Below are 24,832 nucleotides of genomic sequence, written 5' to 3'. Positions count from 1 at the left end.
GTTCGCATGAAGCAATATTTAAGGCAGATTCATCCCTTGGCATGGACGATTATTATCGGAACCATGTTTGGACGTCTTGTGACGTCCATGAGTATCCCGTTTCTATCCATCTATCTGACACGTGTGCTAGAGGCTACACCGACCCAGACCGGTATTACTGTGGCCGTTAGCTCGCTGGCAGGTGTTATGGTCAGCTTTTATGGAGGTTATATTTCGGACCGGATCGGTCGCAAAATCGTGATGTTAATCTCGGTATTTAGTTGGGCAGGTGTGTTTTTCATCTTTTCAGCAGCAGAGCATCTGTGGGTGTTCTTTGTTGCCAATACGTTAAACGGATTATGCCGCGCAGTATTTGAGCCCACCTCCAGAGCGCTGTTATCGGATATTACTTCTCCGCAGAACAAATTGCTGGTGTTCAATCTCAGATATGCTGCAATTAATCTCGGTGTAGTCTTTGGGCCAATTATCGGATTTCAGTTGGGATCATCTGAATCGACGTTTCCGTTTGTGATTTCCGGCTTGGTATACATAGCCTATGGACTTGTATTATTTCTGCAATTCAAGCTACAGCATGCCAATCTGCCAGAGCGTCATCAGGCAACCGCACCACGTTTGCGTGAAGCACTCATGACCACCGGTCGCGACCGGGTGTTTCTGCCAGTATTAATCGGTACCACATTTTGTGTTCTGGGTTACGGGCACTTTAGTTCTACGTTGGCACAGTACTTGGCGAGGAGCCCGATCTTTGAAAATGGAAGCCAGATGTTCTCGTACATGCTCTCCTTGAATGCCGTGACGGTACTGATTATTCAGTATCCTCTTGTGCGAACATTCCGAAACTTTCCACCGCTTGTTCCTCTGATTGTGGGTAACCTGCTGGTCGCAACCAGTCTGATGATGGTCGGAATCGCTGAAGGTATACTCATGCTGATGATGAGTGTCATACTATTTACCATTGGGGAAGTATTGTTGTTCACCATGATGGATATGCTCATCGACCGGATTGCGAAGCCTGAATGGAAAGGAACGTATTTCGGCACGATCGGCTTCAATAATATTGGTAGTGTCATTGCTCCTGTCATGGGAGGGTTGTTGTTAAGTCAATTTGGAGCGGAGAATGGGCTGGCCGTTTTTGTACCGATTGCACTGACAACTGCACTGGGAGTGCCTTTTCTTCTGATCGCACATAGACGTCTTATTGTTAGAGAGAAGCAAACGGAGTCCACATCATTGAGTATGTAGCAGGAATTGAGAAGATTAATGACATGAATTAAATAACAATTCAGTTAAAATTATCTTGACGGATGTTGATTCAGCGAATACAATAAACAACAAATATGTGAAACGGGTGGGATGATGACTATGTTTATGCCTATACAGATTTCGAATCGATAACTGAATACGCATGAGCATAGTGACATTAATCCAATTTTTTTGCAATGATCGCGTTGGGACAGTCATGTTTGTGCACCTCTGTCGTGGACGCTCATCATTATTGCGATGCAGAGGAGATATGGGAAATGCTTTGCATTTCATCCGGTCTCTTTTGGTTACAAGCTGTAGATGAACATTAGTTCATCTATGGCTTTTTTGCATGCATTCCACCAATCCGTTCACATGGAAAGGAGCATTTGTCTTACTTTTTGCAATGAAAATACCCTTAATGGAAGAAAGAGAAAGAGAGGTAACCATATGAAGCAACCTGTGCAAAGTTATACCATTTGGTTCTCCCAACGCACGGGCAGTACTCTGTTGGGTGACGCTTTAAGTTCTACAGGTGTAGCCGGTTATCCGAGCGAATGGCTGCATTATCAGTTTAAAAGTCCAGATAATTTGAAGCATGAAGATCTGGAGCAGATTTGGAGCCATGGGACAACGTCGAACGGCGTGTTTGGCATAAAGATTAATTTTGAACAACGATGGATTGACGCTTTCCGTAGTCTCTATCATCTGCCACCAGAGTTATCGCGAGCTGAGGTATGGAGTACAGGGTTTCCGAATTGTAACAAGCATATATACATGACACGTCGTAACAAAGTCAGATTGGCGGTGTCGTGGTGGAGAGCCATTGTTTCGGGGGAGTGGCATCGCAAGCATGGAGATCGCCCTCACATACAAGATATTGCAGATCAATATAACTTTGATGCGATTAAACATTTGCTTGTCGAGAGTAACATGTGCGAAGCTGCAATCGAAGATTTCCTGTCCGAATCAGGCATTGAACCGCTGACAATTGTTTATGAGGATTTTATACAAGATTATGAGGGGACCGTCATGGATGTGCTAGCGTTTTTGGATATTCAATCGAACGGCGTTACGGTATCAGCCCCTTCCTTTGACCCGATTGCAGATGAGATCTCTGAACAATGGGTCCAACGATTTCGGGAAGAGTGCCAGAGAGGATGGGAGAATGTAAGATGGTAAACACACTTGGAAAGATACATCCACGGGTCGGAAATGTTGCATTTAGTGTTATTATGTATGATTCATCTTAGTGAGGAACAAAGATGGTTTGAATCATTAAAACGGAATAGAATTGTTATACGAAGGAGTGAGGGGTTATGCCCAAAACAGAGAAACGCTCCATGTCTTGGCTGCTGCGCTATCTAAAACCAGTCAAAGGACGGCTGGCCGTGCTTTTGATCATGTTGCTCACATCAACGGGGCTTCAGCTCTTGAATCCACAGATTATCAAACGATTTATTGATACAGCAGCGAGTGGGGGAGTCCTCACCAATCTTGTTCAGCTTGCAGGAATATTCCTGGTTGTTGCCGTGTTTAATCAACTCATCACGGTAGCGGTCAGTTATTTGGGGAACGACGTGGCCTGGCGGGCCACGAATCAACTGCGCGGAGATCTGCTGAAGCACTGCCTGCGTCTTGATATGCGTTTTCATAATGTGAAAACACCTGGAGAGATGATTGAACGTGTGGATGGTGACGTAACGAGTATTTCCAATTTTTTCGCGATGTTCATTGTGCAAGTGATTGGGAGTTTTGTGCTGCTGGCCGGAATTCTCGGATTCATGTTCAGCGTTAATGTGCCCATTGCTTTGGTCATGACCGTGTTCACATTGTTATCGATCCTGTTCATGGTCTTCATCCGAAATCTGGGCGTGGACTCTTCCAAAAATGAACGGGCGGCAAGTGCCTCTCTGTTCGGATTAATTGAAGAACGCATTGCCGGGATTGAAGATGTGCAAGCGAATGGTCATGTGCCTTATGTGATGAACCGCTTTTACCGCACAATGCGCACGGTATTCCGTAAGGGAAGAAAAGCTTGGCTGCTTCGGGTTATTCCGTGGAATACCACAGTAGTTCTGTTCGCTCTGGCGGTCAGTGCGGTGCTTTTACTGGGTGTGCATTACTATATGGAAGGTCTAATTAGTATCGGAACGTTATTTCTGATCTACCAATATACGCAGATGCTGAATGATCCGATTGAGATGCTTGGAGATCAGGTGCAGGAGTTCCAAAAAGCAAAATCCGGCATGCTGCGCTCCAGAGAGCTGTTGTCCATGCAAAGTGTGATTGAAGAGGGCACAGAGGAGCAATTGCCGGAAGGACCTCTTGGTCTGGAATTCAGTCAAGTGAACTTCAGTTATAACCAGGATAAACCGGTATTGCAGGACATTACTTTTGCTATCAAACCTGGTGAACGTCTGGGAATCATCGGTCGCACAGGTAGCGGCAAATCGAGTCTTAGTCGTGTTCTTCTCCGCCTGTACAATCTGGATCGGGGTACGATCCGTGTAGGCGGAACAGATATCACGAAGCTTTCTTTACAAGCGCTCTACCGCCGGGTGGGTATGGTGACACAGGATGTACAGCTGTTTGATGGCACGCTGCGTGATAACCTGACTCTGTTCAATGGGGATGTATCGGATCAGATGATCAAAGAGACGACGGATCGCCTTGGACTTAGCCAATGGATTAATTCACAACCAAAAGGACTTGATACGTATCTTGCAGCGGGTGGAGCTTCATTGTCGGCAGGGGAAGCGCAGTTATTTGCCTTAACCCGCGTATTCCTGACCGAACCGAGTCTGGTTATTCTGGATGAGCCGTCGTCACGTCTAGATGCTGCGACCGAAGGTATGCTGCAATCTGCAATTGACCAGTTAATGAAACAATCCACTGGAGTCATCATTGCTCACCGACTGGCTACGCTGGAGAAAGTTGACCGGATTATGGTGCTCGGTGATGGGAAGGTACTGGAATTTGGAGCGAGAGAAGAACTTGCCAGTAACCCGGCATCTCACTATGCCAGACTGCTCATTACAGGCCGAGAGGAGGAATTGGCATGACTGTAGCAGGATTTATAGGCCGTTTGTTTCGATTCAGGCCTTTGTTATTTGTAATCAACGGATTGTTATGGTGTATATTTCACTCCTTACCGCTAGCCATTGGTATTGGGATGCAGTGGTTTTTTGATCGCACAACATTGGGCTCCAATGACTACATGTGGCTTGCTGTGCCGCTTATCTTTATTGCTTTGGTCCGAATGGCACGGGTGGGCACATTTTTTGTAGCCTTTTATGCATGGGTTACGTATCTGTATCATGTCCAGGCGATTTTGCGAACCAACATGCTCGCAGCGATCATGCGCTGGCCTGGGCGTAATCTTCCGGCTTCACCAGGGGAGGCGATGAGTCGCTTTCGGGATGATGTGGATGAAGTCGTCGAGTATGTAGAATCATGGGTGGACTTCTGGGGACGGCTTGTATTTGCTGTCGTGTCCATCGTCATTATGGCGAACATTAATTGGCAGATCACGTTGGTTGCCGTGTTACCATTGGTAATCGTGACCTTACTCAACAACCTGTCCGGGAATCGGGCTCGGAAGTATGCACAGGTTAATCGTGAAGCGACTGGGCGTATTACCAGTTTTATTGCGGAAACGTTTGGAGCAGTGCAAGCCCTGAAACTGGGTCAGGCCGAAGAGAATGTCTCTTTACGTTTCAACCAGTTGAATGAAGATCGTCGCCAGGCTGCACTTCGAGACAATCTGTTCAAGCAGTGGATGAGATCGATGAATCAGCATGTTCTAAGTATCTGTACCGGATTGATTCTACTGATGTGTGCAGCTGAGATGAAAGCAGGGAACTTTACCGTAGGTGATTTTGCCTTATTCACCAGTTATCTGGCCAATATCGGATTTAGCATTTCACTGTTTGGCTATATGGTGTTTCAGCACAAAAGGCTCAAGGTATCCTATGACCGTATGCGTAAGCTATTCCGCCCGGGGGAAGAAGACCAGATCATGGATTCGAGGGAAATCTATCTGTATGAAGATCCGCCGGAGCTTGTAAGTGAACAGAGGGACCCTAAGGAGAAGTTGCAATCTCTTGAGGTGAATAAGCTGACATATCAATATCCGAATTCTGCAAATGGCATAGAAGAGATCAGTTTCCGTCTGAAACGCGGACAATTTCTTGTTATTACGGGACGGATCGGATCAGGTAAATCAACGCTTGTACGAACACTTCTTGGACTGTTACCCAAACAAAAAGGGGACATTCACTGGAATGGAGCGGCTGTTGATCCAGCCACATTCCTGATGCCACCTAGAGCCGCGTATACCCCGCAAGTGCCAAGACTGTTTAGTGATACGTTGAAAGAAAATATCGTCCAGGGCAAACAGGGTAACACCGAGCAAGCCCTTGAAAAAGCCATTCGTCTGGCTGTGATGAAGAAGGATATCAAACATCTGGATCAGGGGCTTGAGACCCCGGTTGGTCCCAGAGGGGTGATGCTGTCGGGCGGGCAGATTCAACGCGTGGCTACAGGACGCATGCTAATGACGGAGGCAGACCTGTTTATCTTTGACGACCTGTCCAGTGCACTGGATGTGGAGACAGAACAACAAGTATGGGAAGGGCTGTTCCAAGAGCCGGATGTCACCTGCATCGCAGTTTCTCACCGCAGGGCAGCACTTTCCAAAGCAGATCACATTATCGTGATGAAAGATGGACGCATTGAAGCCGAGGGAAGCTTGGCCGAATTGCTTGCCACCAATGAAGAGATGCAGTTGCTGTGGCAAGGGGAGCAAACCCCCGCCAAAGTCGGATAGCTTTGAAAATTTAGAAAAGACAACAAAAAAGCAAAAAAGCCTTACAGACGACTCCTTGAAGAGTGCAGTCTGTAAGGCTTTTATCGTTATAACGAGTGGAAAGATGGAATATTTTTATCTCATCATTTGAGCAATCAAGGAATACGCAATGATGACCAGGAAGATAATAGTGATATGGTTAATGGAGAAGATAAACATCCGTTTAGACCACTTCTGTGTTTCTTTCTTATCAAAGGTAGCCACACTAAGAATGAGCCACGCCAAGCTAACCAAAAATGCCACAATAGCGACAAACGGGCTCATCGGCCAGAATAAGAAGCTGGAGATCAGTAACAGTACCAGATACACATTTGTCTGAATGTAGGTCCGTCTGATGCCTTTAACAACGGGTAGCATGGGAACACCAGCAGCTTTGTATTCGTCAAAACGACGAATCGCAATCCCGTAGAAGTGAGGCATTTGCCATAAGAGCATCGTAACGACCAATGCCCAGATCTCGAAATGACCCAGTTCCGGTGAAATGGCGGCCCAACCGATGAGTGGAGGCACAGCACCCGAAAGACTTCCCACTTCCGTGTTGTAAATCGTTGTACGTTTGGTCCACATCGTGTAAGGGAACACGTACAGCAACAGACCCAAAATACCAAATACAGCAGCGGATGGGGAAGCGATGTACAGCATGATGCCCCCGATGATGGTGATTGCAATACCGAGAATTAGACCCGACTTGGTATCTACGCGACCTGTAACTGTAGGACGTTTCTTCGTGCGTTCCATGATCGCATCGATATCACGATCGTAAAGATTGTTAAACACCCCTGCAGCTCCAATAATGAGAGAAGACCCAATAAAGGAAAGGATGATTGGTACAATATTAGCTAAGATTGAAGCATCAAATACATATAAAGCCAAACTTAAACCCGCAAACATGGCGATCAGGTTGGACTTGATGATTCCAATTTTGATCGTATCGAAGAAAACTTTCGGAATCGAGCTATACTCCAGACTGATATTAGTCTGTGAACCATTATTCAATGTTTTCAAGAACTCACTTCCTATATCTATACTTGTATATTATGTTGCTATTATACCATTCAATACACTATGTGATTTAATTAACGTTTTAGTATTTAAAATAATGTCATCTGATTGTGAACAATTTAAAAACAAGGTTCTTTTTAATTGTTAAATAATTATTTATGTGTTACAGGAGAGAATCGAAAAATCAGGGTAGAACAGTGATTTAAAGTTGTTCTGTCATTGTAGTGTAAGTGTAAATAATCTTTTGTTCAACTCACACAGGCTGGATTGAAGAAGGTAGTTAAAGATATATGTTGCAAAATGCTTAGGTTTTGTTTATTGTAGATATAAGATATCTTTAATAGTCTTGTTTAAATGTGTTCTTGTAAATCTCCGATATTACTTTCTTAAGAGAAAGCGGAGGTTATTTTTAAAACTTAATTAGAGATATTAAATGTCTGGAAAGGGTGTATAATATGAGTAATATGAATCAACGCTTAGATGTACTTATTATTGGTGGAGGACCAGCGGGGCTTAATGCAGCCCTAGTACTTGGCAGGGCCTGCAAGAACGTTGTGGTCATTGATGATGAGACACCGCGTAACTGGGTTACAAGGGAGACTCACGGGTTTGTGACAAGAGATGGGGCAAGTCCACGTGAATTCCGGAAAGCTGCCAAAGAACAGATTGCAGCGTATCCCTCCGTTCAATTTGCATCCGATACGGCAACAGCGATAACAGGTAGTGATGGTGATTTTGTAGTCAAGACTACTCACGGGTCAAGCTATCGCACGAAAAAGATTTTGTTTGCGGTAGGTAAGAAAGATCTGCCTCTAGATATTAACGGATTAACAGAAGTTTACGGTAAAAGTGCGTTTGTGTGTCCGTATTGTGATGGATGGGAGTTAAGAGACCAGTCGCTGGTCATCATCGTTAGTGGAGATAAGGCATTACATATGGCAAAAGTCATATCCGGCTGGACAGAACGTTATACGATCTGTACGAATGGATCAGATTCCTTAACCGATGAGCAGCGTGAAGAGCTGAAGCAGCATCATGTTACTGTATTCGATGCACCGATTCAATCCATTGACTCTGAAGAAGGAATGGTAAAGCAAGTTGTACTGGATGACGGTACAGCGATTCCATGCACAGGGGTTTTCTTCCAACCGAAACTGTTTACCGGATCAGAACTGCCAAAGGCCATCGGTTGTGAAATTACAGAGTCCGGAACGGTTATCGTTGATGGCTCTGGCAAAACATCCGTAGCGGGTGTGTATAGTGCTGGTGATGCAGCATCCGAATTGTATCAAGCAATCACAGCGGCTTCTCTGGGGGCGTTGTCTGCGGTAAGCATTAATACTGAATTGAATTTCGAGAAGTGGGATGAGCCAAGTCATCATTAGAATAAATTAAAAAGCGTCATAGAATCATAGCGTCATTGGTTCATATAGTAGGGGATTGCATATGCAATCCTCTATTTGTTGTTATTCAACCTAAACGTTGAACGGTTCAAATGAAAGTAATTCAGCCGGAAGAAATTTGATATTAAATCAATTATGGTTTATTGTATTATCAAATGATACATATTACTATCATTTATATAATCATCAAAGGAGAGATCACTTATGAATGAAAGCAGAACAGCCATCATATGGCTAACGAATACCTTGCTCCACGGCGTACAGATAAGAGGTGATCATCATGAGTGATGCAACTTACATTCCACAGCCCAAAATGTATGGACCACTTGGCAATTTGCCTTTGATTGATAAAGATAAACCAACGTTGTCGCTAGGCGTTCTGGCTGAACAGCATGGACCAATATATCGACTTACCGTTCCCGGTTATTCCGGTTTAATTGTATCTGGACCAGATCTTGTCGCTGAGTTATGTGATGTGTCCCGTTTTGACAAATATGTATACAATGAACTCGAAAACGTACGTGCCTTTGGAGGCGATGGTTTATTTACAAGCAGAACATCAGAGCCCAACTGGAAAAAGGCTCATAACATTCTGCTGCCCACCTTCAGCAAACAGGCCATGAAAGGTTATCATCCCATGATGGTGGATATTGCCGAACAGTTGATCAACAAGTGGGCACGCCTCAATTCCAACGATACGATTGATGTTGCAGATGATATGACACGCCTTACGCTGGATACCATTGGACTATGTGGATTCAATTATCGGTTTAACAGTTTTTACAGACAGGACCACAGTCCTTTTATTGAAAGCATGGTGCGGGCATTAAATGAAGCTATGCAGAAGAGCTCACGTTTGAAAATTCAGAATCTGCTTATGGTAAAAACCAAACGACAGTTCCAGGAGGATATTCAAACGATGTTCTCTCTGGTGGATCAGATTATAGAGGAACGTAAAGCGAGTTCAGCACCCGAAGAGGTCGACTTGCTTGCACGTATGCTGAATGGCAAAGATCCGGAGACTGGAGAAATGCTGGATGATGAGAACATCCGGTATCAGATTATTACGTTTCTCATTGCCGGACATGAAACGACGAGTGGTTTGTTATCTTTTGCTCTTTACTTTCTACTGAAAAATCCGGATTCTCTTCAAAAGGCGTATGACGAGGTAGATCAGATATTGGTCAGTGACTCACCACAATACGAGGAAATACTTCAGCTTTCATACATTCGCATGATTCTTAGTGAATCGCTACGTCTCTGGCCAACCGCTCCGGGATTTGACGTATATGCCAAAGAAGACACCGTCATAGGTGGCAAATATCCCTTAAAGAAAGGGGAAAGCTGCAGTATTCTCCTGCCTCAGCTTCACCGTGACAGAGAGGCCTGGGGAGAGGATGCGGAGCTTTTCCGTCCAGAGCGATTTGAAGATACGACGAAAGTGCCTCATCATGCGTATAAACCTTTTGGTAATGGGGAGAGAGCATGTATCGGCATGCAGTTTGCTTTATATGAAGCAACACTTGTGCTTGGCATGGTCCTCAAACATTTTGAGCTGATCGATTATAGTAACTATGAGTTAGATGTTAAACAGACGCTAACGTTGAAGCCGGGAGACTTCCGGATCCAGGTGAAAGCGCGCGCGGCTTCGCAAACGATGAATAAAGCTACAGGATATGCAGAAGAGAAACCTGCTCCTGTTGTTCATAAAAATGTAGCAAGTGACAGCCAGACGGTTGAAGCAAATGGTAACCCATCGTTGCTGGTATTATATGGTTCCAATCTGGGAACGGCAGAAGGCATTGCCAGAGAGCTTGCGGAGAAAGGACGTTCGTATGGAATCCCAAGTGAAGCAACTTCTCTGAATGAGTGGGTTGGCCGTTTACCCCGCCAGGGTGTCGTTCTCATCGTTACTGCTTCGTATAACGGTAAACCACCGCAAAATGCTACGACATTTTTAGACTGGTTGAAGGGAGCGGAGTCAGAGGAAGCACGGGATGTGAACTATGCCGTTCTGGGTTGTGGAGATCGGAGCTGGTCCGGGACGTACCAGAGCATTCCGCGATTGATGGATGAGAAGCTTGAAAAATTAGGAGGTAAAAGACTGTTATCCCGCGGTGAAGCCGATGCCGGAGGTGATATGGAGAAGCAAGTGGAAGCGTGGCAACATATATTGTGGCCGCAGGTGTTGAATGCGCTGGGGATTAGCGAGGAAGCAATCAAACCCTCCAAGCCAAGCACAAGCAGACTTCAAATGGAGTTTGTCCGCGAGAAAACGGATATGCCACTTGCACGAACTTATGATGCCAGCTATGCCACAGTTGTAGTGAATAAAGAGCTTCAGGCGCTGGGAAGTGGGAGAAGCACACGTCACATCGAAGTGTTACTGCCTGAAGTTATGAGTTATAGAGAAGGCGACCATCTCGGTGTGTTGCCTAGCAATCCGAAGCAGAACGTGGATCGGATACTCAGTCGATTCAGACTAAGTGGGGATGTTCAAATCCGATTAACTTCAGAGATGACACACCTTACACACCTTCCACTGAACAGACCCGTCAAGATTCATGAGTTGCTCACTCACTGTGTGGAATTGCAGACACCTGTTACCAGAACACAGTTGCAGGAGTTAGCTAATCATACGGTATGTCCACCTCATAAGCGTGAACTGGAAGGCATGTTGGACGAAAACAGCTACAGGGATTATATTCTTGCCAATCGAATCACCATGTTGGACCTGCTAGAAAAGTATGAGGCGTGTGAACTGCCATTCGAAAGGTTCCTTGAACTATTGCCGCCACTCAAGCCCAGATATTATTCAATATCCAGTTCGCCAAGCCTGAAGTCCGAGCAAGCGAGCATAACTGTGTCGGTAGTAAGAGAGCCTGCATGGAGTGGCAAAGGCGAATACCAAGGAGTTGCTTCATCGTACCTCGCCGGTTGTCAATCCGGAGAAGATATTCTGATGTTTGTACGTACACCTGAATCCGAATTTCATCTGTCCGAAGAGGCTGACGTACCCATGATCATGGTGGGACCAGGGACGGGTATTGCACCGTTCAGAGGTTTCCTCCAGACAAGAGCGGTCATGAAACAGAGAGGTTTGCCACTGTGTGAGGCGCATTTGTTCTTTGGGTGCAGGAATGATTCAGATTTCATATATCGTCAGGAGCTTGAGCAATACGAAAGGGAAGGGATCGTTAAGCTACACACTGCTTTTTCTCGTGCGGATGGCAAGCCCAAAACGTATGTACAGCATCTGATGAAGGAGGATTCCGAACAATTGATTCACATGCTGATGAACAAAGGAAAACTCTACGTATGCGGAGATGGTAGCCAGATGGCTCCTGCGGTGGAAGAGACTCTGCGGCAAGCGTATCAGGATGTGCAGGGTGCAACGATGCAGCAAGCGAAAGACTGGCTTATTCAGCTTCAGGGCGAAGGACGATATGTGCAAGACGTGTGGGCAGGTAAACGTATGGTTGAACCCTCTCAACTTATCTATTAAAACTTAAAAATGAAAGTGTACCTTCAACTTCAATCAGTAGTTTACCAGAAAGTACACAAATAGTACCTTACGCACAAAAGTAATAATGGAATAATACTACTCATCCAAAAACAGCCGCTCGATCTGGAGTTTCACATCCAAATCGGCGGCTATTTTGATTAGGCGCTTTGTAAGAACAAGTAATGATTCTTATCTGGAATCCTGAATCGTTGCAGTACTGTTGTTGGCACTCAGGTCGGAAAGCGGATCAAAAGGAGGCCCTGTTATTGTACCTACGAGCAGTGCAATATCCACCGCATTGACCGGGCTGCCCCATGAATTTCCAGAGAAGACCATAACGGCCTGGTCATTAACAAATCCTCTCGTATTATAAACAACATTGCTAATAACTTCTCCAGTCGTATTAGGGTTAAAGTAGGCTGGTTGACGTAAGGAATAAAAAATATTATTTTGTACAAGCAAGCCGGTCATATTACCGATCTGGCTCACGAGACCACGATTGACAACCCAACCTGAAGAAGGGCCAGCTTGAGGAGGACCGAATAGCGTATTATTTATTACGGTATGATCGGTTCCGCCTAATTGAATAAATTCAACAGCATAAGGGTTATCACTCGTGATCGTTAAACCGTCTACAGTTACTCCGCTTCCAATGATGGTGAAAGGAATAACAGCAGCTTGTAACAGGATGATTGTACTAGGATAGCCTTTTAGAGTTATTCCTGCTTTATTAATGGTAATGTTCGCAGTGATTGGGTATGTGCCACCAAGAATATGAACGGTTCCTGTTGGAGATACCGCGGTTACACCTTGTTGAATCGTTCCAAAAGGACTGGCCTGTGTTCCGTCCCCACCAACTGCACCTTGCAAAACATATACATCAAAGGGATTGGGCTGGACTGTGCCCGTGGCCCCGGTTGCACCCGTGGTGCCAGTAACACCTGTCGCTCCAGCGAGGCCAGTCGCTCCAGTGGCACCTGTATTGCCTGTAGCTCCCGTCGCACCTGTAGCTCCGGTAGGGCCCTCCGGACCGCCAGATGGTCCTGTGTCACCCGTGGGACCTGTGGTTCCTGTCGCGCCCGTAACTCCAGTAAGTCCTGTGGAGCCGGTAATACCTGTAGCCCCTGTAGGACCTGTCGCGCCAGTGACACCCGTGGGACCTGTGGTTCCTGTCGCGCCCGTAACTCCAGTAAGTCCTGTGGAGCCAGTAATACCTGTAGCCCCGGTAGGACCTGTCGCACCCGTGGGACCAGTGGTTCCTGTCGCGCCCGTGACTCCGGTAAGTCCTGTGGAGCCGGTAATGCCTGTAGCCCCGGTAGGACCTGTCAAGCCAGTGGTACCCGTGGGACCTGTGGTTCCAGTTACTCCACTGATGCCTGTAGCACCTGTAACTCCTGTAATGCCCGTGACTCCTGTAACGCCTGTAGAGCCTGTAATACCTGTAGCTCCGGTAGGACCTGTACTCCCGGTGGGACCTGTCACGCCAGTGGCACCCGTCGTGCCCGTACTTCCACTGGCGCCTATCGCGCCTGTAAGACCCGTAGAACCCGTTGCACCTGTATTTCCTGTAGCGCCTGTTACACCGGTAGTACCGGTAAATCCTGTGGAGCCAGTGACTCCTGTAACGCCTGTAACGCCTGTAGCTCCTGTAGAACCGGTAGCTCCATTAAAATTCTCGCTGCCAAATAATTCGGAATAAACGAGTCGGTGAGCAGCAACCAAAGAGCCGGCACTGTTTTTCCCCCAAAAAGAAACTAAAATGTCCTCAGGGGTTGCTCCTGTAACTGTAATAACATATTCGAAGCTGCTGATATCGGCAAAGTAATTTCGTGTAGCTACTGCACCGGGTAAGATTGTGAATTGCTCACTTACATATAAAACTCTGGTTGCACTTAATGAATATCCCTGTATGAGTATAGTTGCGGCGTTCACGGCACTCTGATTTTCAATTTTGATTGAAACAGTCTGGGTTGGTCTTACCCCATTTACGGGACTATTATCAATAGGGCCAGTTAGCAGGATTGCCAAGTTTTTCACTCCTTTTCTCAAAAATCGAAATTAAGTGTGATTCACACTGATGTATGTTTATTCGAAGACAGGGAAAAGTTCCCTACTTTCTCAGAAAGAAATGTAAAAAGGTAATAATGAAAAAAAGAAGATGTTATGATGACTCTCTTATGAAAATGCTTTCAAATAAAAAGTGAAATATTATGATTGACAGTACCGATCTGAGCGGGTTTAATTATATAGACCGATTGTTATAATTATTTGAAGGAAGTGGCTTTCGTTGAGTGAAAAGTCTAATGCTAGAGAGTCCATTGTCAGCACAGCAGCGAGACTGTTTTTTTCACAAGGATATCATGCGACCGGTCTGAATCAGATCATCAAGGAGAGTAATACACCGAAAGGGTCGTTGTATCATTATTTTCCGCAAGGCAAGGAAGAGCTCGCGCACGAGTGTATTCAAAAAACCAATGAACAAATCTTGCAGAAGTTTAAGGAAACATTTGCAGCCCACGATAACACGGGTGATGCTATTCAACAATTCATTCATGATCTAGCGGATGAAACGGAAGCATCCGGGTTTACCGGATTTCTGCCATTCAGCTTCTGGGCAGCTGTGGAGACATCGTGTATTAGTCAGCAGTTGCGTATAGCATGTCAGGGTGTATTTGCAGCTTGGCAGGATGTGATTAAGAGACATCTGATTCTGGATGGCGTTGGTGAAGAGAAGGCGCGGGAGACGGCACTTCTGATCATTTCTTTGATTGAGGGAGCACTGATTATCAGCCTGACGAATCAGGATAAACAGCCTCTGCTGACGGCTGCTGATTATCTGTCGGTTGTGACGAAGGTCGCCAAACAGATTCAATAAGTTATACCAAGAGACAGAGAAAAAGAAAGTTCGATACGTTTGAGGAGGATGGGGTCGTGGAGGTTTCCATGAAGGCTGATTCTGCACAGAATCAACAAGAAACAAAGCAATACAAGGTATTTCCGATTTTGTTCGCGATGCTGCTGAGCGGCTTTATTGGTCTGTTTGGTGAAACGGCATTAAACGTGGCTTTGACACCACTAATGGGTCTGCTTGAAGTTGGACCTACAACGATTCAATGGTTAACCACAGGTTACTTGCTTGTGTTGGGAATACTGGTACCGGTATCCGGTATGCTGTTGCAGTGGTTTACAACCAGACAGCTGTTCACAACGTCCCTGATTTTCTCCATCGCAGGCACATTTGTTGCTGCGCTTGCACCTAGCTTCGAAATTCTGTTGGTGGCACGGGTACTTCAGGCTGTAGGTACAGCACTGTTGCTGCCACTGATGTTTAACACCATATTGGTTATTTTCCCGATTGAAAAACGTGGTGCTGCCATGGGATTAATCGGTTTGGTTATCATGTTTGCGCCAGCAAGCGGTCCGAGTATCTCCGGTCTGATCCTGGCTAATCTGAGCTGGCACTGGATCTTCTGGATCTCCTTGCCGTTCTTCCTGATCTCACTGGTATGTGGCTTGCTGTTCTTGCCGAATATTTCGAAATTGACCAAGCCCAAAATTGACGTACTATCCATTCTCCTTTCTACAGTGGGCTTTGGCGGTATCGTATATGGCTTCAGTAGCGCAGGGGGACACGGGGAAACTGGCGGAGGCTGGACGAGTCCGGTCGTTGTTGCCACACTCGTTATTGGTGTGTTGTCCTTGCTGTTATTCAGTATCCGTCAGCTAAGAATGAAGCAGCCGATGATGGATCTGCGTGTATTCAGATATCCGATGTTTACTGTCGGTTTGATCCTGGTCTTCATCTGTATGATGATTATTTTGTCATCCATGTTGATTCTGCCGATGTATCTGCAACAGGGGATGGTTGTCACGGCACTGACTGCAGGACTGGTTCTATTGCCGGGCAGTTTGCTGAATGGTTTACTGTCTCCGGTTATGGGTCGTCTGTTTGACAAATTCGGTCCGAAGTGGCTTGTTATTATCGGAATGTCAATCGTGGCGATTTCCCTGTTCTTGTACACGGGTATTGAAGCGACGACCTCCCTTGGAACAATTATTACGCTGCATATATTCATGATGGTCGGTATCTCGATGATTATGATGCCTGCACAGACGAATGGTCTGAACCAGTTGCCACGTGAGTACTATCCGCACGGTACTGCCATCATGAATACGTTGCAACAGGTATCCGGAGCGATCGGTACGGCTGTTGCGGTAAGTATACTGAGCGCAGGACAGTCCAGCTTCTTGAGCGGTGTGGCGAATCCGGAGAGTCCGGAGAATAAACTGGCAGGTTTCACGTCAGGTGTACAGAATGCGTTTGTATTCGCATTAGTTCTGTCCATTATCGGTCTGATTACTTCACTCTTCGTGAAACGGGTCAAAGTTGGGGCTCAAGCTGGAAAACAAGGTCCAATGCATTAATTATTATATATTATGTAATATCAAGAGCGATGCGTTCCTTAATCCTAAGGACGCATCGCTTTTTTTGTATTTATTCATCCTGCGGTTCTACTGTTCTGTAACACATGCTATGCTGATATACTCGCATCTCGCCAGTCTGCGACATCATCTAGGCATGAGTTTCATATTAATAATCAAGGAACAGCTCCCAGCACAAATGTTTAACAACTGTCGATACGTCACGGATTGTTCAAGCAGAGGAAGAAAACGAAGAATAAGCTCTCATGGGGAAAGGAGTTGTATAGATGGGTATAGCTTATAAAACAACTGTTTTTAACAGCAAAACGGCCATATTCCTGGCCGCAATGAGCTATCAGACGTACCCGTTATTTTTTGAGGGAAAGCTGGTCTTACCGAAAGGATTTAAGCTTCGATCTACGATTCGCGCTTCTGCCGACGTCGAGAATCCTACGGAGCTTGTATTCGGATTTATTGCCGAGTCACGGGATCAAATCGTTGTTGCGTTTAGAGGGTACGCTTCGTATCCGGCGGACCTTCTTGCCTCGTATGATATCTTTCAGATCGCGTATCCTTTCGTCCGAAACGGAGGGAAAACCTCGCGTGGCTTTACATGCTTGTATCGCTCAACCCGAAACGACTTGATCCGTGAATTAAAAAAGTTCTCGACAGCTAAAAGGCTGTATATTACCGGCCACAACTACGGCGGAGCTTTGGCCACGCTTGCCGCTTTGGATATTGCGGTAAACACCGGGTTTAAACATCCGTTCGTTTATACGTACGGCAGTCCGCGCATCGGAGACCCCAACTTCGTTTCCCGCTTTAACAGTACAGTTAAACAAAGTGCGCGAATCGTCAACATTCATGACACTTTCCCGACGTTCCCGGCCCGCAGGTATCCGCCTCCCTTTACAAAGAGAGGGATTACTTATCAGCATGTTAAAACGAAGGTACCCATCTCTTTTCAATTTAACAATGTGTCGCGCAACGACTCGATTGCTTGCTATTTTAACAAGCTCAGCCAAAAGAATCTCGAATTTGCCAAAGCGCTATGCCACAAAAACCCGGGCTTCTGTCCCGATACCGGCATGTGCTTTCCGTTTCAGGGATGCTAGAGTTCGAAGCCTTGAAATATAAGGAGGAGCTACATTTATGGAACTTCCAAGCAAGTACAGTAGCGAGGACGCGATTTTGCTTGCGGCAATGCTCAATCAGGCGTACCGACTTTTTGAGAAGGAAAAGGTTATTCTGCCGCAAGGCTATACTCTTCGATTCAACATTCTCGCACTGGCCGGTGTCGAGGAGCCGGAACTAGAAGTATTCGGTTTCATCGCGGAGTCGAAAGACAAGGTTGTAATCATTTATAGAGGAACCCGAACCTTTAAGGACAATGAGTCAGATCAAGACCTTTTTCAGATTCCGTATCCTTTTGTCAGAAACGTTGGAAAGACTCATCGCGGATTTACATGTATTTACCAATCAGCAAGAGAAAAAATAATCGAGGAATTGAACAAGCTTTCTACGAACAAACGACTGTTTGTTGCAGGCCACAGCTTGGGAGGAGCTTTAGCCGTATTGACTGCTTTGGATATTGCGGTGAATACCATGTTTAAACATCCGGTCGTGTATACATATGGCAGCCCACGTGTCGCAGACCCGGAATTTGCATCCTCTTTCAACCAAACGGTAAAAAACAGTTTTCGTATAGTTAATGTGCACGACATCATTCCAACTTTGCCAGCTAAGACCTATCCGCCTCCACTTACAAAGAACGGACTATTTTATCGGCATGTGAATACAAAGGTTCCGCTCTCGTTCCAGCTGAACAGTTTGCCCGTTCGCAATCATGAGATTGTCTGCTATTTCAAATTCCTCAGCCGGCAGAATCCTGGTTATACAGAAGCGTTATGCACGGATAACCCGGGTTTTTGTCCTGATACGGGATTATGTGTTCCATTTATAGCGATATGCAGTGCGCAGGAAGAAGACGAAGAATAGGTCCAAAACCCCAAAGATATTGGAGACTCTTTGGGGTTTCTTTCTTGATATAGAGTAGTTGTACTTTAGCAGAGTGTAAGTTACTTCTTCACCAGGGCCAATATTTCATCAGCAACGAGGTCAGGGCGATATTGATGGATGTAATGATCGGTATCTTTAATGGTTACCTGTTTAGAATCATCTGACCAAGATTTGAATTCAACTTGGGATTTATCCCATTCGGGTTCACTTGCACCGAGGTAATCAGCCGTCAGTATGGTGAGTGGGAACGGGAAGGTTTGCTTGTGATCTACGACTACTTTGGCATTGGCAGCTATTTCACGCAATTCATCCACCGTGTTAGCATTACCATAGTTGTGAAGCAGCGCAGTTGTATCCAATTTTTTCAGATCGTCGGGTACAAATTTCAGTTCATTGCGAGTGGCATTGGAAGTTTCGACAACCAAGTCAGATTGCATGGAGAGGCGGAATAGTCCGGTTTGGATACGGAATTTATTCGCAAAACCACCAATTGTATCTGCCAAAGAGTCATCGTCATTCGAATAATATTCGGGGCTTCCGCCATCAATCATGACGATACCCTTGACGAGATCCGGGTATTTTTGTGCGAAACGGATGGTTTCCAGCGAGCCGAGTGAATGTCCAACTAATACATAAGGCGGCTTCTGTCCAGATACCTGTAACAACTCGTGTAATTCCTCTGCCACGGTATCGACATCACGTTTCTTATCGGTCCGATCGCTATATCCATAGCCAAATCGATCATATACAGCGAATTTTGTGTTAGGAGCAAGCTTTTCATATAGCGGATAATAATCTACATAGGGATTAGCGGTACCCCAGCCAGACGCGAGTACTACCGTTACATCGCCTTCACCACCGGTATATAGATGCATATTGTCTCCATGTACTTTGTAGAGTTTTCCAGGAGGTACGAGCATTTTTTCATCCTGCCTTACACCTACTTGTTGGTAAATCACGCCTGTACCCAGAAGTAAAATAACTACCGCGAGGTCAAATATCAAAAACTTAACTAATCTTTTACGCCATTTCTTCATGTTCTATCACATACTCTCCATGTATTTTCTATATCATATATGCCCAATCTTATAGGAGAGAAAACAGAGTCTTAATTCTATCTTAATTAACCGAAAATTGAATATCAAAGGCCAATGAATTAATATATAGCTACGATATAAATATATTTCATCCAGATGTTGAGTTACAGATTGATTATATAGAACAGAAGGTATGTATAATGACAAAATACGAAAATCAGATCCCGACATCAGCAGGCATGAACTTTAAGTCCCTGATCAGTATATTGAGAGATTCCCTGCGTGGCAATGTAGAGCGGAGGCCATCTGGCACGATGCCCATGGAGATATGTGAACCTGCTGAAACCTTCAGTGCATCCGATAATCCACAGGTTACATGGTTCGGACATTCGGCTTTTTTACTCGAAATTGAAGGGCACAGGTTGCTCTTTGATCCGATGCTGGGCAATCGTCCATCACCCGTATCCTGGGTAGGTACCAAACGTTACAGCACCAATCTACCGATTCAACCGGAGGATTTCCCAACGCTGGATGCAATCATTATATCGCATGACCATTATGATCATCTGGATTATGACTCCATTCGCAGATTAAAGGATAAAACAAAGCGATTTATCGTACCGCTTGGGGTACGTCGTCGACTGATTCAACTGGGTGTGCCTTCGGAACAGATTACCGAGCATAACTGGTGGGATGAGTTATCGTTCAAAGGTTTAACATTGGCTTGCACGCCAGCAAGACATTTCTCGGGCAGAGGATTATTCGACCGTAATTCTACCTTATGGTGTTCGTGGGTTATCGCTGGACAACATACAAAGGTGTTCTTTAGTGGTGACAGCGGATACGGTCCTCATTTCAAGGAAATTGGCAGTAAATACGGTCCATTTGACCTCACCTTGATGGAATGTGGGCAATATGACGAGCGGTGGTCCAACATTCACATGATGCCGGAAGAGACGGTGCAAGCGCATTTGGATGTAGGGGGTAAGTTGCTTATCCCGATTCATTGGGCCGCATTTACGCTGGCCTATCATGCCTGGAATGAACCGGTTGAACGAATCACGAAGGCTGCACATGCTTTGAAAGTTAAGATTGCAACTCCCAAAATCGGCGAGAAGGTTGTGCTTCATACGGAGGATTACCCTACACATCCATGGTGGAGACCGGAATTGGGATAAAAAATAAAAGCGTTCAGCTCATCGAATGAGTGGACGCTTTTTCTATTAGATTTTATATCAGGATCGATAGTGCACTGTAAATTAACAACATACCCATGACGATATTAACAGGACGCTCGTATCTTAATAAAAAGCTCTGGAATAACATGCCACCAAACGCCCAGGTCATATTGGCACTAATGCCGATGAATGTGAGCAGTAAGGAAAAAACGATTAACTGAACATGGGACTGCCCAAGAGGCAGAACAAAAACAGATATGGCAGTAAGCCCATACAGAATGACTTTGGGATTGATGAATTGCAGGGTGAATCCAAATAGAAATGAATAATGATTGACCTTGTTTTCTTGCGAATCTGCAGGTTTACTTCGCATTATTTTGAGCGCCAGATAGAGCATGTACATACATCCTAACACGTTTAAGACGGGTGTTATCCTTGGAATATATTGATGAAGAATAAGGTTGAAATAACTGGACAGAAACATAATTAGCAGGCAGCCGGCTGCAACTCCACTAATAAACGGAAGGGTCTTGCGGAACCCCTGATTCCTTGCATGCGTCATGGAAATGATGTTGTTGGGTCCGGGTGTAAATGAAGCGATGATTGCATATGTCACTAAAGGTATAATGTTCATGGTTCCTCCACGTCTTCTTAGTTGTGTGATATAATGACCTGAAATGTGCTTTATAGCGTACGGTCTTTATTATTGTACAATATGTACGTTATATAGCACAACATAATTCTAAAATGAGGAGGATGGATTTTTGAAAAACATTAATAGTATTCTTGCTCAGAACCTGAAACAGCTTAGGGAACAAAGAAAGCTTAGTCTGGACAAGGTCGCCGAAATGTCTGGTATTAGCAAGACCATGCTTGGTCAGATTGAACGTGGTGAATCCAATCCATCCATTGCAACCGTATGGAAGATTGCTAATGGCCTGAAAACCTCCTTTACTGCTTTGATCCACGAGCCGAAGTCAGATACGACCGTTGTAACGGGGGATGATATTCAAGTATTGATGGAAGACGAGGGCAGGATTCGAATATATCCGCATTTTCCTTTTGAAGAAGGACGCCGCTTTGAAATGTACATGATGGAGATGGAGGTGGATTCTTCTTTAAGTGCTGAACCACACATCGAAGGTACGGAAGAATTTATTACAGTCTTTGAAGGGGAAGTTACGATTCGGGTAGGGACGGAAGAATATACAGTGAACCAAGGGGAGTCGATCCGTTTCCGAGCAGACAAGCCCCATGCCTATATTAATCCCGGAGCATCGGCTATCAAGTTAAGCATGGTTATTCATTATTCGAAGTGACAATAAAGCAGCCTGATGTAACGAACTGCAACTCCCTTGTTAGTCGTGTCGAACAAAGGGTTCAGTTCAAAACATTGGCTGCTTTATTGATATGTGACTATGGAGTCCAACGCCTATGATAGGACACTAACTTATGGCTTTTCTTTGGCCTGACGCTGGATTTCCTTGGCTGTTAAAGCTTTATCATATACTTTTACATTATCCAGGCTGCCTTTGTAGAACGGATCAGACGTATAACGACTCTTGCCCACATAAGCTTCGGTTACCTGCAGATCGTTCGGGTTAAAGGTGATCACAGAGCTACTCGCAACCGATGTACCATTCACATATAGAGTACCCACATCACCCTGAAGGGTTACAGCGACATGAACCCACTCTTTGGAAGGCAGTGGATCTGCGGCAATGAGGCTCTGATCCCGTCCCTCATTATGAATGGTGAATTGCAATGCCCCATTATGCTGGGAGGGCGTGAGGAACATATGCCTTGTCAAACCATTTCCAAAGTCGAAAATACGCTGCCAGGACCCGCCACCGTCCCAATTGACCCAGGCGCTAAACGTGAAATCCGTTGTATCTGTAACGAGTCCAGGTAACTGAATGTAACTGTCGGTTCCGTTAAATGTGGCAGCCTGATTTTTGCCACTTGCAGCAGAACTGACCACGTTAAAGGCTTGTCCGTGATATTCGTTTTTGCTGTAATCCTGTGCGACTTTGCCAAGTTTCTTGTGTTCAAAAGTATACTCCCCGAGCAATGGGCTTACCGCTTGCTGTGGAATGATAACGTTAAATGTTTTGGGGCTTACCGCAGTTCCTTTACGAATCATGGCGGTTAATTTCACTTTGGCATCGCCCTTACCAGCGCGTGGTCGCTGCACTACACCTGTAGCGGATAGAGCCGAAGCATTGGAGCTTTTCCACGTAATGTCTGCATCACTTGTTCCTTTGGTAGGCAGAGACAGGTTGAAGAACACATGATCCGTATTGCTAATGTTCAGATCCTTCTTCACTGCATCTACAATGTCTTGATCACTCCGTTCAACACCTTGACTTCCCCAGATGGCAATCCCGGAGGAGGAGAGGGCGCTAAAGGTCAGAACGGTACTTTGAGATTCCGAATTCCATTCATGTGTGAAAACGCCTTTGTACACAACGTTATTCGAAGTGATCTGAACCTTGTTGTCTGCACCAAGACTCCATGTTCCTGTCACGGCACCATGAATCTGCCCATCTGCCGTGAACTGAACGGTCTGGGATGGCTTGATGTCCGCCGTGATGTCCTTACCATGATTCACCCAGTGGTACTGACCGGCGATCTCCTGAGTTGTCAGTTCCGTTGTATCTTCTCCCAAAGCCGCATAGCGATATGGAGAAACAACGGGCCAACCATCTGCATTCATATGCATCTCATGTACGCGAACTTCATGTTCTTCGCCACGCCCTGGAAAGCGAGTATGGAAGATGAGAAATTGTTTGCCAGTCTCCGGATCAACATAAGCAGAGTTATGTCCTGGCGATACATAGCCGCTACCTAGGCCTGTGCCCGGATCACCGATCTGTCTCTCGAACAGGAAGTTCCCCATTAATTTGACTCCAAAAGGCTCAATAGAACGATCATCAAACAATGGTTTATCCTTATCCGCTTTAACGTTGATCATATCGTTTCCTTCCGCATCGAGAAAAGGCCCATCCGGTGTTTGGGAGCGAGCAACACGAATGTTATATCCTCCATCAGCACCTAGTCCACCGTAAGACAGGTACAGATAATAATAATCGGTTTCGGGACTGTAGAGTATGTATGGGGCTTCAATACGACTATGGTTGCCTCCGGTCAGTTTCTTACCATAACCTTGATTCGGCAGAGGTTTACCTGTCGTCGCATCCATCTCCAGAATGAAAATCCCTCCAGAATACGAGCCATACACCATCCATAACTTGCCGTTTTTATCATAAAAGACATCCGGATCGACCACATTGGGATGAATCGTTGCATCGTAAATGGTACCATCCTCACTGATCTGATCCCACATGCCGGATTTCAACAGAATGCCTTGATCCTTATAAGGCCCTTCGATATTGTCTGCGACAGCAATGCCGAGCGCTGATCGGGGAGAGTCCCCTTTACAAGCATTGTAGTACATATAAAATTTGCCGTCCGCCAATTGAATGACATCTGCTGCCCATAACGTATCCGTCTGCGCCCACTCCAACGCTTCAGCGAATTCCTTGGTTACATTGGGGACAACAGGATTGTTATCTGTAACGCCGGAGGCTACCAGATCCCAGTTCAAAAAGTCTTTAGACTTGGCTACTTGCAGGTGTGAACCAAAAATATAAAACGTATCATCCACCTTAATGACAGAAGGATCATGAACGGAAACATTTTTAAATGTTGGAGCAGGATTTGCGAGAGGTGTGGTGGAAGTCTGCGAGTTACCCACGGTTGCCCCTGAACCATTTGCGAACACCGAGACCGGTGCCAAAGTTGTTGCAGTAAGTAAAGTGGTGCTTAGCACAGAAATGTTAAGTACGCGAACCCAATAACGTTTCATACGTTTCCCCTTTCCTATTCCCCGGAATGAAAAATTAACCGATACTTGGCAGCACACGATAAAAGGTTCGGCAGACCTCCTTTGAGTATTTCATTATATCAAGCGCTTTCATTTGTTATACTATCAATTGATTTATATGTTTGTAAACCATAAATGTAATGTTTATAAGACTAAAATGAATAAATAAAGAGAGACGGGAAGAACTGATAAGGCTCATTACATTCAAATAAAACAGTTGTCTTTCTCAAATTTAGGATTGAAATGGGGATCGATGATGCGATATTAT

Annotated in this window: 17 protein-coding genes; 12 read left to right on the top strand and 5 right to left on the bottom strand. The window is 45.3% G+C overall.

Features of this window, described 5'->3' with window-relative positions; all coding sequences use genetic code 11:
* From D829_RS0109795 to D829_RS0109780, 4 genes are all read left to right on the top strand, one after another.
* On the top strand, nucleotides 1-1,242 hold a 1,242-nt coding region (locus tag D829_RS0109795), incomplete at its 5' end, for an MFS transporter (protein ID WP_017688706.1).
* A 450-nt stretch (nucleotides 1,243-1,692) separates the two neighbouring features.
* Nucleotides 1,693-2,424 carry a Stf0 family sulfotransferase gene (locus D829_RS0109790; protein ID WP_017688705.1) on the top strand — a complete coding sequence of 244 codons (732 nt, stop codon included), beginning with the start codon at nucleotides 1,693-1,695 and terminating at the stop codon, nucleotides 2,422-2,424.
* 137 nt (nucleotides 2,425-2,561) lie between these two features.
* Nucleotides 2,562-4,307 carry an ABC transporter ATP-binding protein gene (locus D829_RS0109785; protein WP_017688704.1) on the top strand — a complete coding sequence of 582 codons (1,746 nt, stop codon included), beginning with the start codon at nucleotides 2,562-2,564 and terminating at the stop codon, nucleotides 4,305-4,307.
* Entirely contained in the window at nucleotides 4,304-6,073 is a 1,770-nt protein-coding gene (locus D829_RS0109780; protein WP_017688703.1) for an ABC transporter ATP-binding protein, read from the top strand. Before D829_RS0109785 ends, D829_RS0109780 begins: the two co-directional genes overlap by 4 nt.
* A 114-nt stretch (nucleotides 6,074-6,187) precedes the next feature.
* Here the strand turns inward: D829_RS0109780 and cyoE are convergent, their stop codons facing one another.
* A complete protein-coding gene (cyoE, locus tag D829_RS0109775) occupies nucleotides 6,188-7,117 on the bottom strand; it encodes a heme o synthase (RefSeq protein ID WP_017688702.1) in 930 nt (309 codons plus the stop codon).
* A 461-nt stretch (nucleotides 7,118-7,578) separates the two neighbouring features.
* On the opposite strand from cyoE, the gene D829_RS0109770 reads away from it, so the two are divergent.
* Both D829_RS0109770 and D829_RS0109760 read left to right on the top strand, forming a co-directional pair.
* Nucleotides 7,579-8,499: an NAD(P)/FAD-dependent oxidoreductase gene (locus D829_RS0109770; RefSeq protein ID WP_026081099.1), complete on the top strand. Its 921-nt coding sequence runs from the start codon at nucleotides 7,579-7,581 to the stop codon at nucleotides 8,497-8,499.
* Between the two features lie 298 nt (nucleotides 8,500-8,797).
* Nucleotides 8,798-12,022 carry a cytochrome P450 gene (locus D829_RS0109760; RefSeq protein ID WP_017688700.1) on the top strand — a complete coding sequence of 1,075 codons (3,225 nt, stop codon included), beginning with the start codon at nucleotides 8,798-8,800 and terminating at the stop codon, nucleotides 12,020-12,022.
* A 189-nt stretch (nucleotides 12,023-12,211) separates the two neighbouring features.
* Here D829_RS0109760 and D829_RS0109755 read toward each other — a convergent pair whose 3' ends face one another.
* Complete coding sequence (locus D829_RS0109755) at nucleotides 12,212-14,050, bottom strand: hypothetical protein (RefSeq protein WP_017688699.1); 1,839 nt, start codon at nucleotides 14,048-14,050, stop codon at nucleotides 12,212-12,214.
* A 259-nt stretch (nucleotides 14,051-14,309) separates the two neighbouring features.
* Between D829_RS0109755 and D829_RS0109750 the strand changes: the two genes are divergently transcribed.
* The 4 genes from D829_RS0109750 to D829_RS0109735 all read left to right on the top strand — a co-directional run bounded on the left by D829_RS0109750 (nucleotide 14,310) and on the right by D829_RS0109735 (nucleotide 18,442).
* On the top strand, nucleotides 14,310-14,897 hold the full coding sequence (locus D829_RS0109750) for a TetR/AcrR family transcriptional regulator (RefSeq protein ID WP_017688698.1): 588 nt from the start codon (nucleotides 14,310-14,312) through the stop codon (nucleotides 14,895-14,897).
* 68 nt (nucleotides 14,898-14,965) lie between these two features.
* Nucleotides 14,966-16,447 carry a DHA2 family efflux MFS transporter permease subunit gene (locus D829_RS30770; RefSeq protein ID WP_051153925.1) on the top strand — a complete coding sequence of 494 codons (1,482 nt, stop codon included), beginning with the start codon at nucleotides 14,966-14,968 and terminating at the stop codon, nucleotides 16,445-16,447.
* A gap of 284 nt (nucleotides 16,448-16,731) precedes the next feature.
* Nucleotides 16,732-17,559: a lipase family protein gene (locus tag D829_RS0109740; RefSeq protein ID WP_017688696.1), complete on the top strand. Its 828-nt coding sequence runs from the start codon at nucleotides 16,732-16,734 to the stop codon at nucleotides 17,557-17,559.
* A gap of 37 nt (nucleotides 17,560-17,596) precedes the next feature.
* Nucleotides 17,597-18,442 (top strand): lipase family protein, encoded by an 846-nt coding sequence (locus D829_RS0109735; protein ID WP_017688695.1) that lies wholly within the window; start codon nucleotides 17,597-17,599, stop codon nucleotides 18,440-18,442.
* 80 nt (nucleotides 18,443-18,522) lie between these two features.
* On the opposite strand, the gene D829_RS0109730 is transcribed toward D829_RS0109735, so the two are convergent.
* The gene (locus D829_RS0109730) at nucleotides 18,523-19,500 is read right to left on the bottom strand and encodes an alpha/beta hydrolase (protein ID WP_017688694.1); all 978 of its coding nucleotides are present in this window, start codon (nucleotides 19,498-19,500) and stop codon (nucleotides 18,523-18,525) included.
* A 200-nt stretch (nucleotides 19,501-19,700) separates the two neighbouring features.
* Here D829_RS0109730 and D829_RS0109725 point away from each other — a divergent pair, with 200 nt between their 5' ends.
* Nucleotides 19,701-20,678, top strand: coding sequence for an MBL fold metallo-hydrolase (locus D829_RS0109725; protein WP_017688693.1), 978 nt, complete (start codon nucleotides 19,701-19,703; stop codon nucleotides 20,676-20,678).
* A 52-nt stretch (nucleotides 20,679-20,730) separates the two neighbouring features.
* Here the strand turns inward: D829_RS0109725 and D829_RS0109720 are convergent, their stop codons facing one another.
* The gene (locus D829_RS0109720; protein WP_017688692.1) at nucleotides 20,731-21,312 is read right to left on the bottom strand and encodes a LysE family transporter; all 582 of its coding nucleotides are present in this window, start codon (nucleotides 21,310-21,312) and stop codon (nucleotides 20,731-20,733) included.
* A gap of 130 nt (nucleotides 21,313-21,442) precedes the next feature.
* Between D829_RS0109720 and D829_RS0109715 the strand changes: the two genes are divergently transcribed.
* Complete coding sequence (locus D829_RS0109715; RefSeq protein WP_017688691.1) at nucleotides 21,443-21,997, top strand: XRE family transcriptional regulator; 555 nt, start codon at nucleotides 21,443-21,445, stop codon at nucleotides 21,995-21,997.
* A 131-nt stretch (nucleotides 21,998-22,128) separates the two neighbouring features.
* On the opposite strand, the gene D829_RS0109710 is transcribed toward D829_RS0109715, so the two are convergent.
* Nucleotides 22,129-24,546: a family 43 glycosylhydrolase gene (locus D829_RS0109710; protein ID WP_017688690.1), complete on the bottom strand. Its 2,418-nt coding sequence runs from the start codon at nucleotides 24,544-24,546 to the stop codon at nucleotides 22,129-22,131.
* Nucleotides 24,547-24,832: the final 286 nt, after the last annotated feature.

Origin of the sequence: Paenibacillus sp. PAMC 26794 (assembly GCF_000316035.1) — a bacterium.
In the GTDB taxonomy this organism is placed as follows: domain Bacteria; phylum Bacillota; class Bacilli; order Paenibacillales; family Paenibacillaceae; genus Paenibacillus.
The sequence above is the reverse complement of the archived record's forward strand: the minus strand, read 5'-3'. Positions and strand labels throughout refer to the sequence as shown.

What these genes read in the sequence shown, in the direction of transcription:
- D829_RS0109785 (WP_017688704.1), top strand. Translation starts at nt 2,562, where the DNA reads ATGCCCAAAACAGAGAAACGCTCCATGTCTTGGCTGCTGCGCTATCTA.
- D829_RS0109710 (WP_017688690.1), bottom strand. Translation starts at nt 24,546, where the DNA reads ATGAAACGTTATTGGGTTCGCGTACTTAACATTTCTGTGCTAAGCACC.
- D829_RS0109730 (WP_017688694.1), bottom strand. Translation starts at nt 19,500, where the DNA reads ATGAAGAAATGGCGTAAAAGATTAGTTAAGTTTTTGATATTTGACCTC.
- D829_RS0109725 (WP_017688693.1), top strand. Translation starts at nt 19,701, where the DNA reads ATGACAAAATACGAAAATCAGATCCCGACATCAGCAGGCATGAACTTT.
- D829_RS0109770 (WP_026081099.1), top strand. Translation starts at nt 7,579, where the DNA reads ATGAATCAACGCTTAGATGTACTTATTATTGGTGGAGGACCAGCGGGG.
- D829_RS0109760 (WP_017688700.1), top strand. Translation starts at nt 8,798, where the DNA reads ATGAGTGATGCAACTTACATTCCACAGCCCAAAATGTATGGACCACTT.
- D829_RS0109790 (WP_017688705.1), top strand. Translation starts at nt 1,693, where the DNA reads ATGAAGCAACCTGTGCAAAGTTATACCATTTGGTTCTCCCAACGCACG.
- D829_RS0109740 (WP_017688696.1), top strand. Translation starts at nt 16,732, where the DNA reads ATGGGTATAGCTTATAAAACAACTGTTTTTAACAGCAAAACGGCCATA.
- D829_RS0109735 (WP_017688695.1), top strand. Translation starts at nt 17,597, where the DNA reads ATGGAACTTCCAAGCAAGTACAGTAGCGAGGACGCGATTTTGCTTGCG.
- D829_RS0109780 (WP_017688703.1), top strand. Translation starts at nt 4,304, where the DNA reads ATGACTGTAGCAGGATTTATAGGCCGTTTGTTTCGATTCAGGCCTTTG.
- D829_RS0109720 (WP_017688692.1), bottom strand. Translation starts at nt 21,312, where the DNA reads ATGAACATTATACCTTTAGTGACATATGCAATCATCGCTTCATTTACA.
- D829_RS30770 (WP_051153925.1), top strand. Translation starts at nt 14,966, where the DNA reads ATGAAGGCTGATTCTGCACAGAATCAACAAGAAACAAAGCAATACAAG.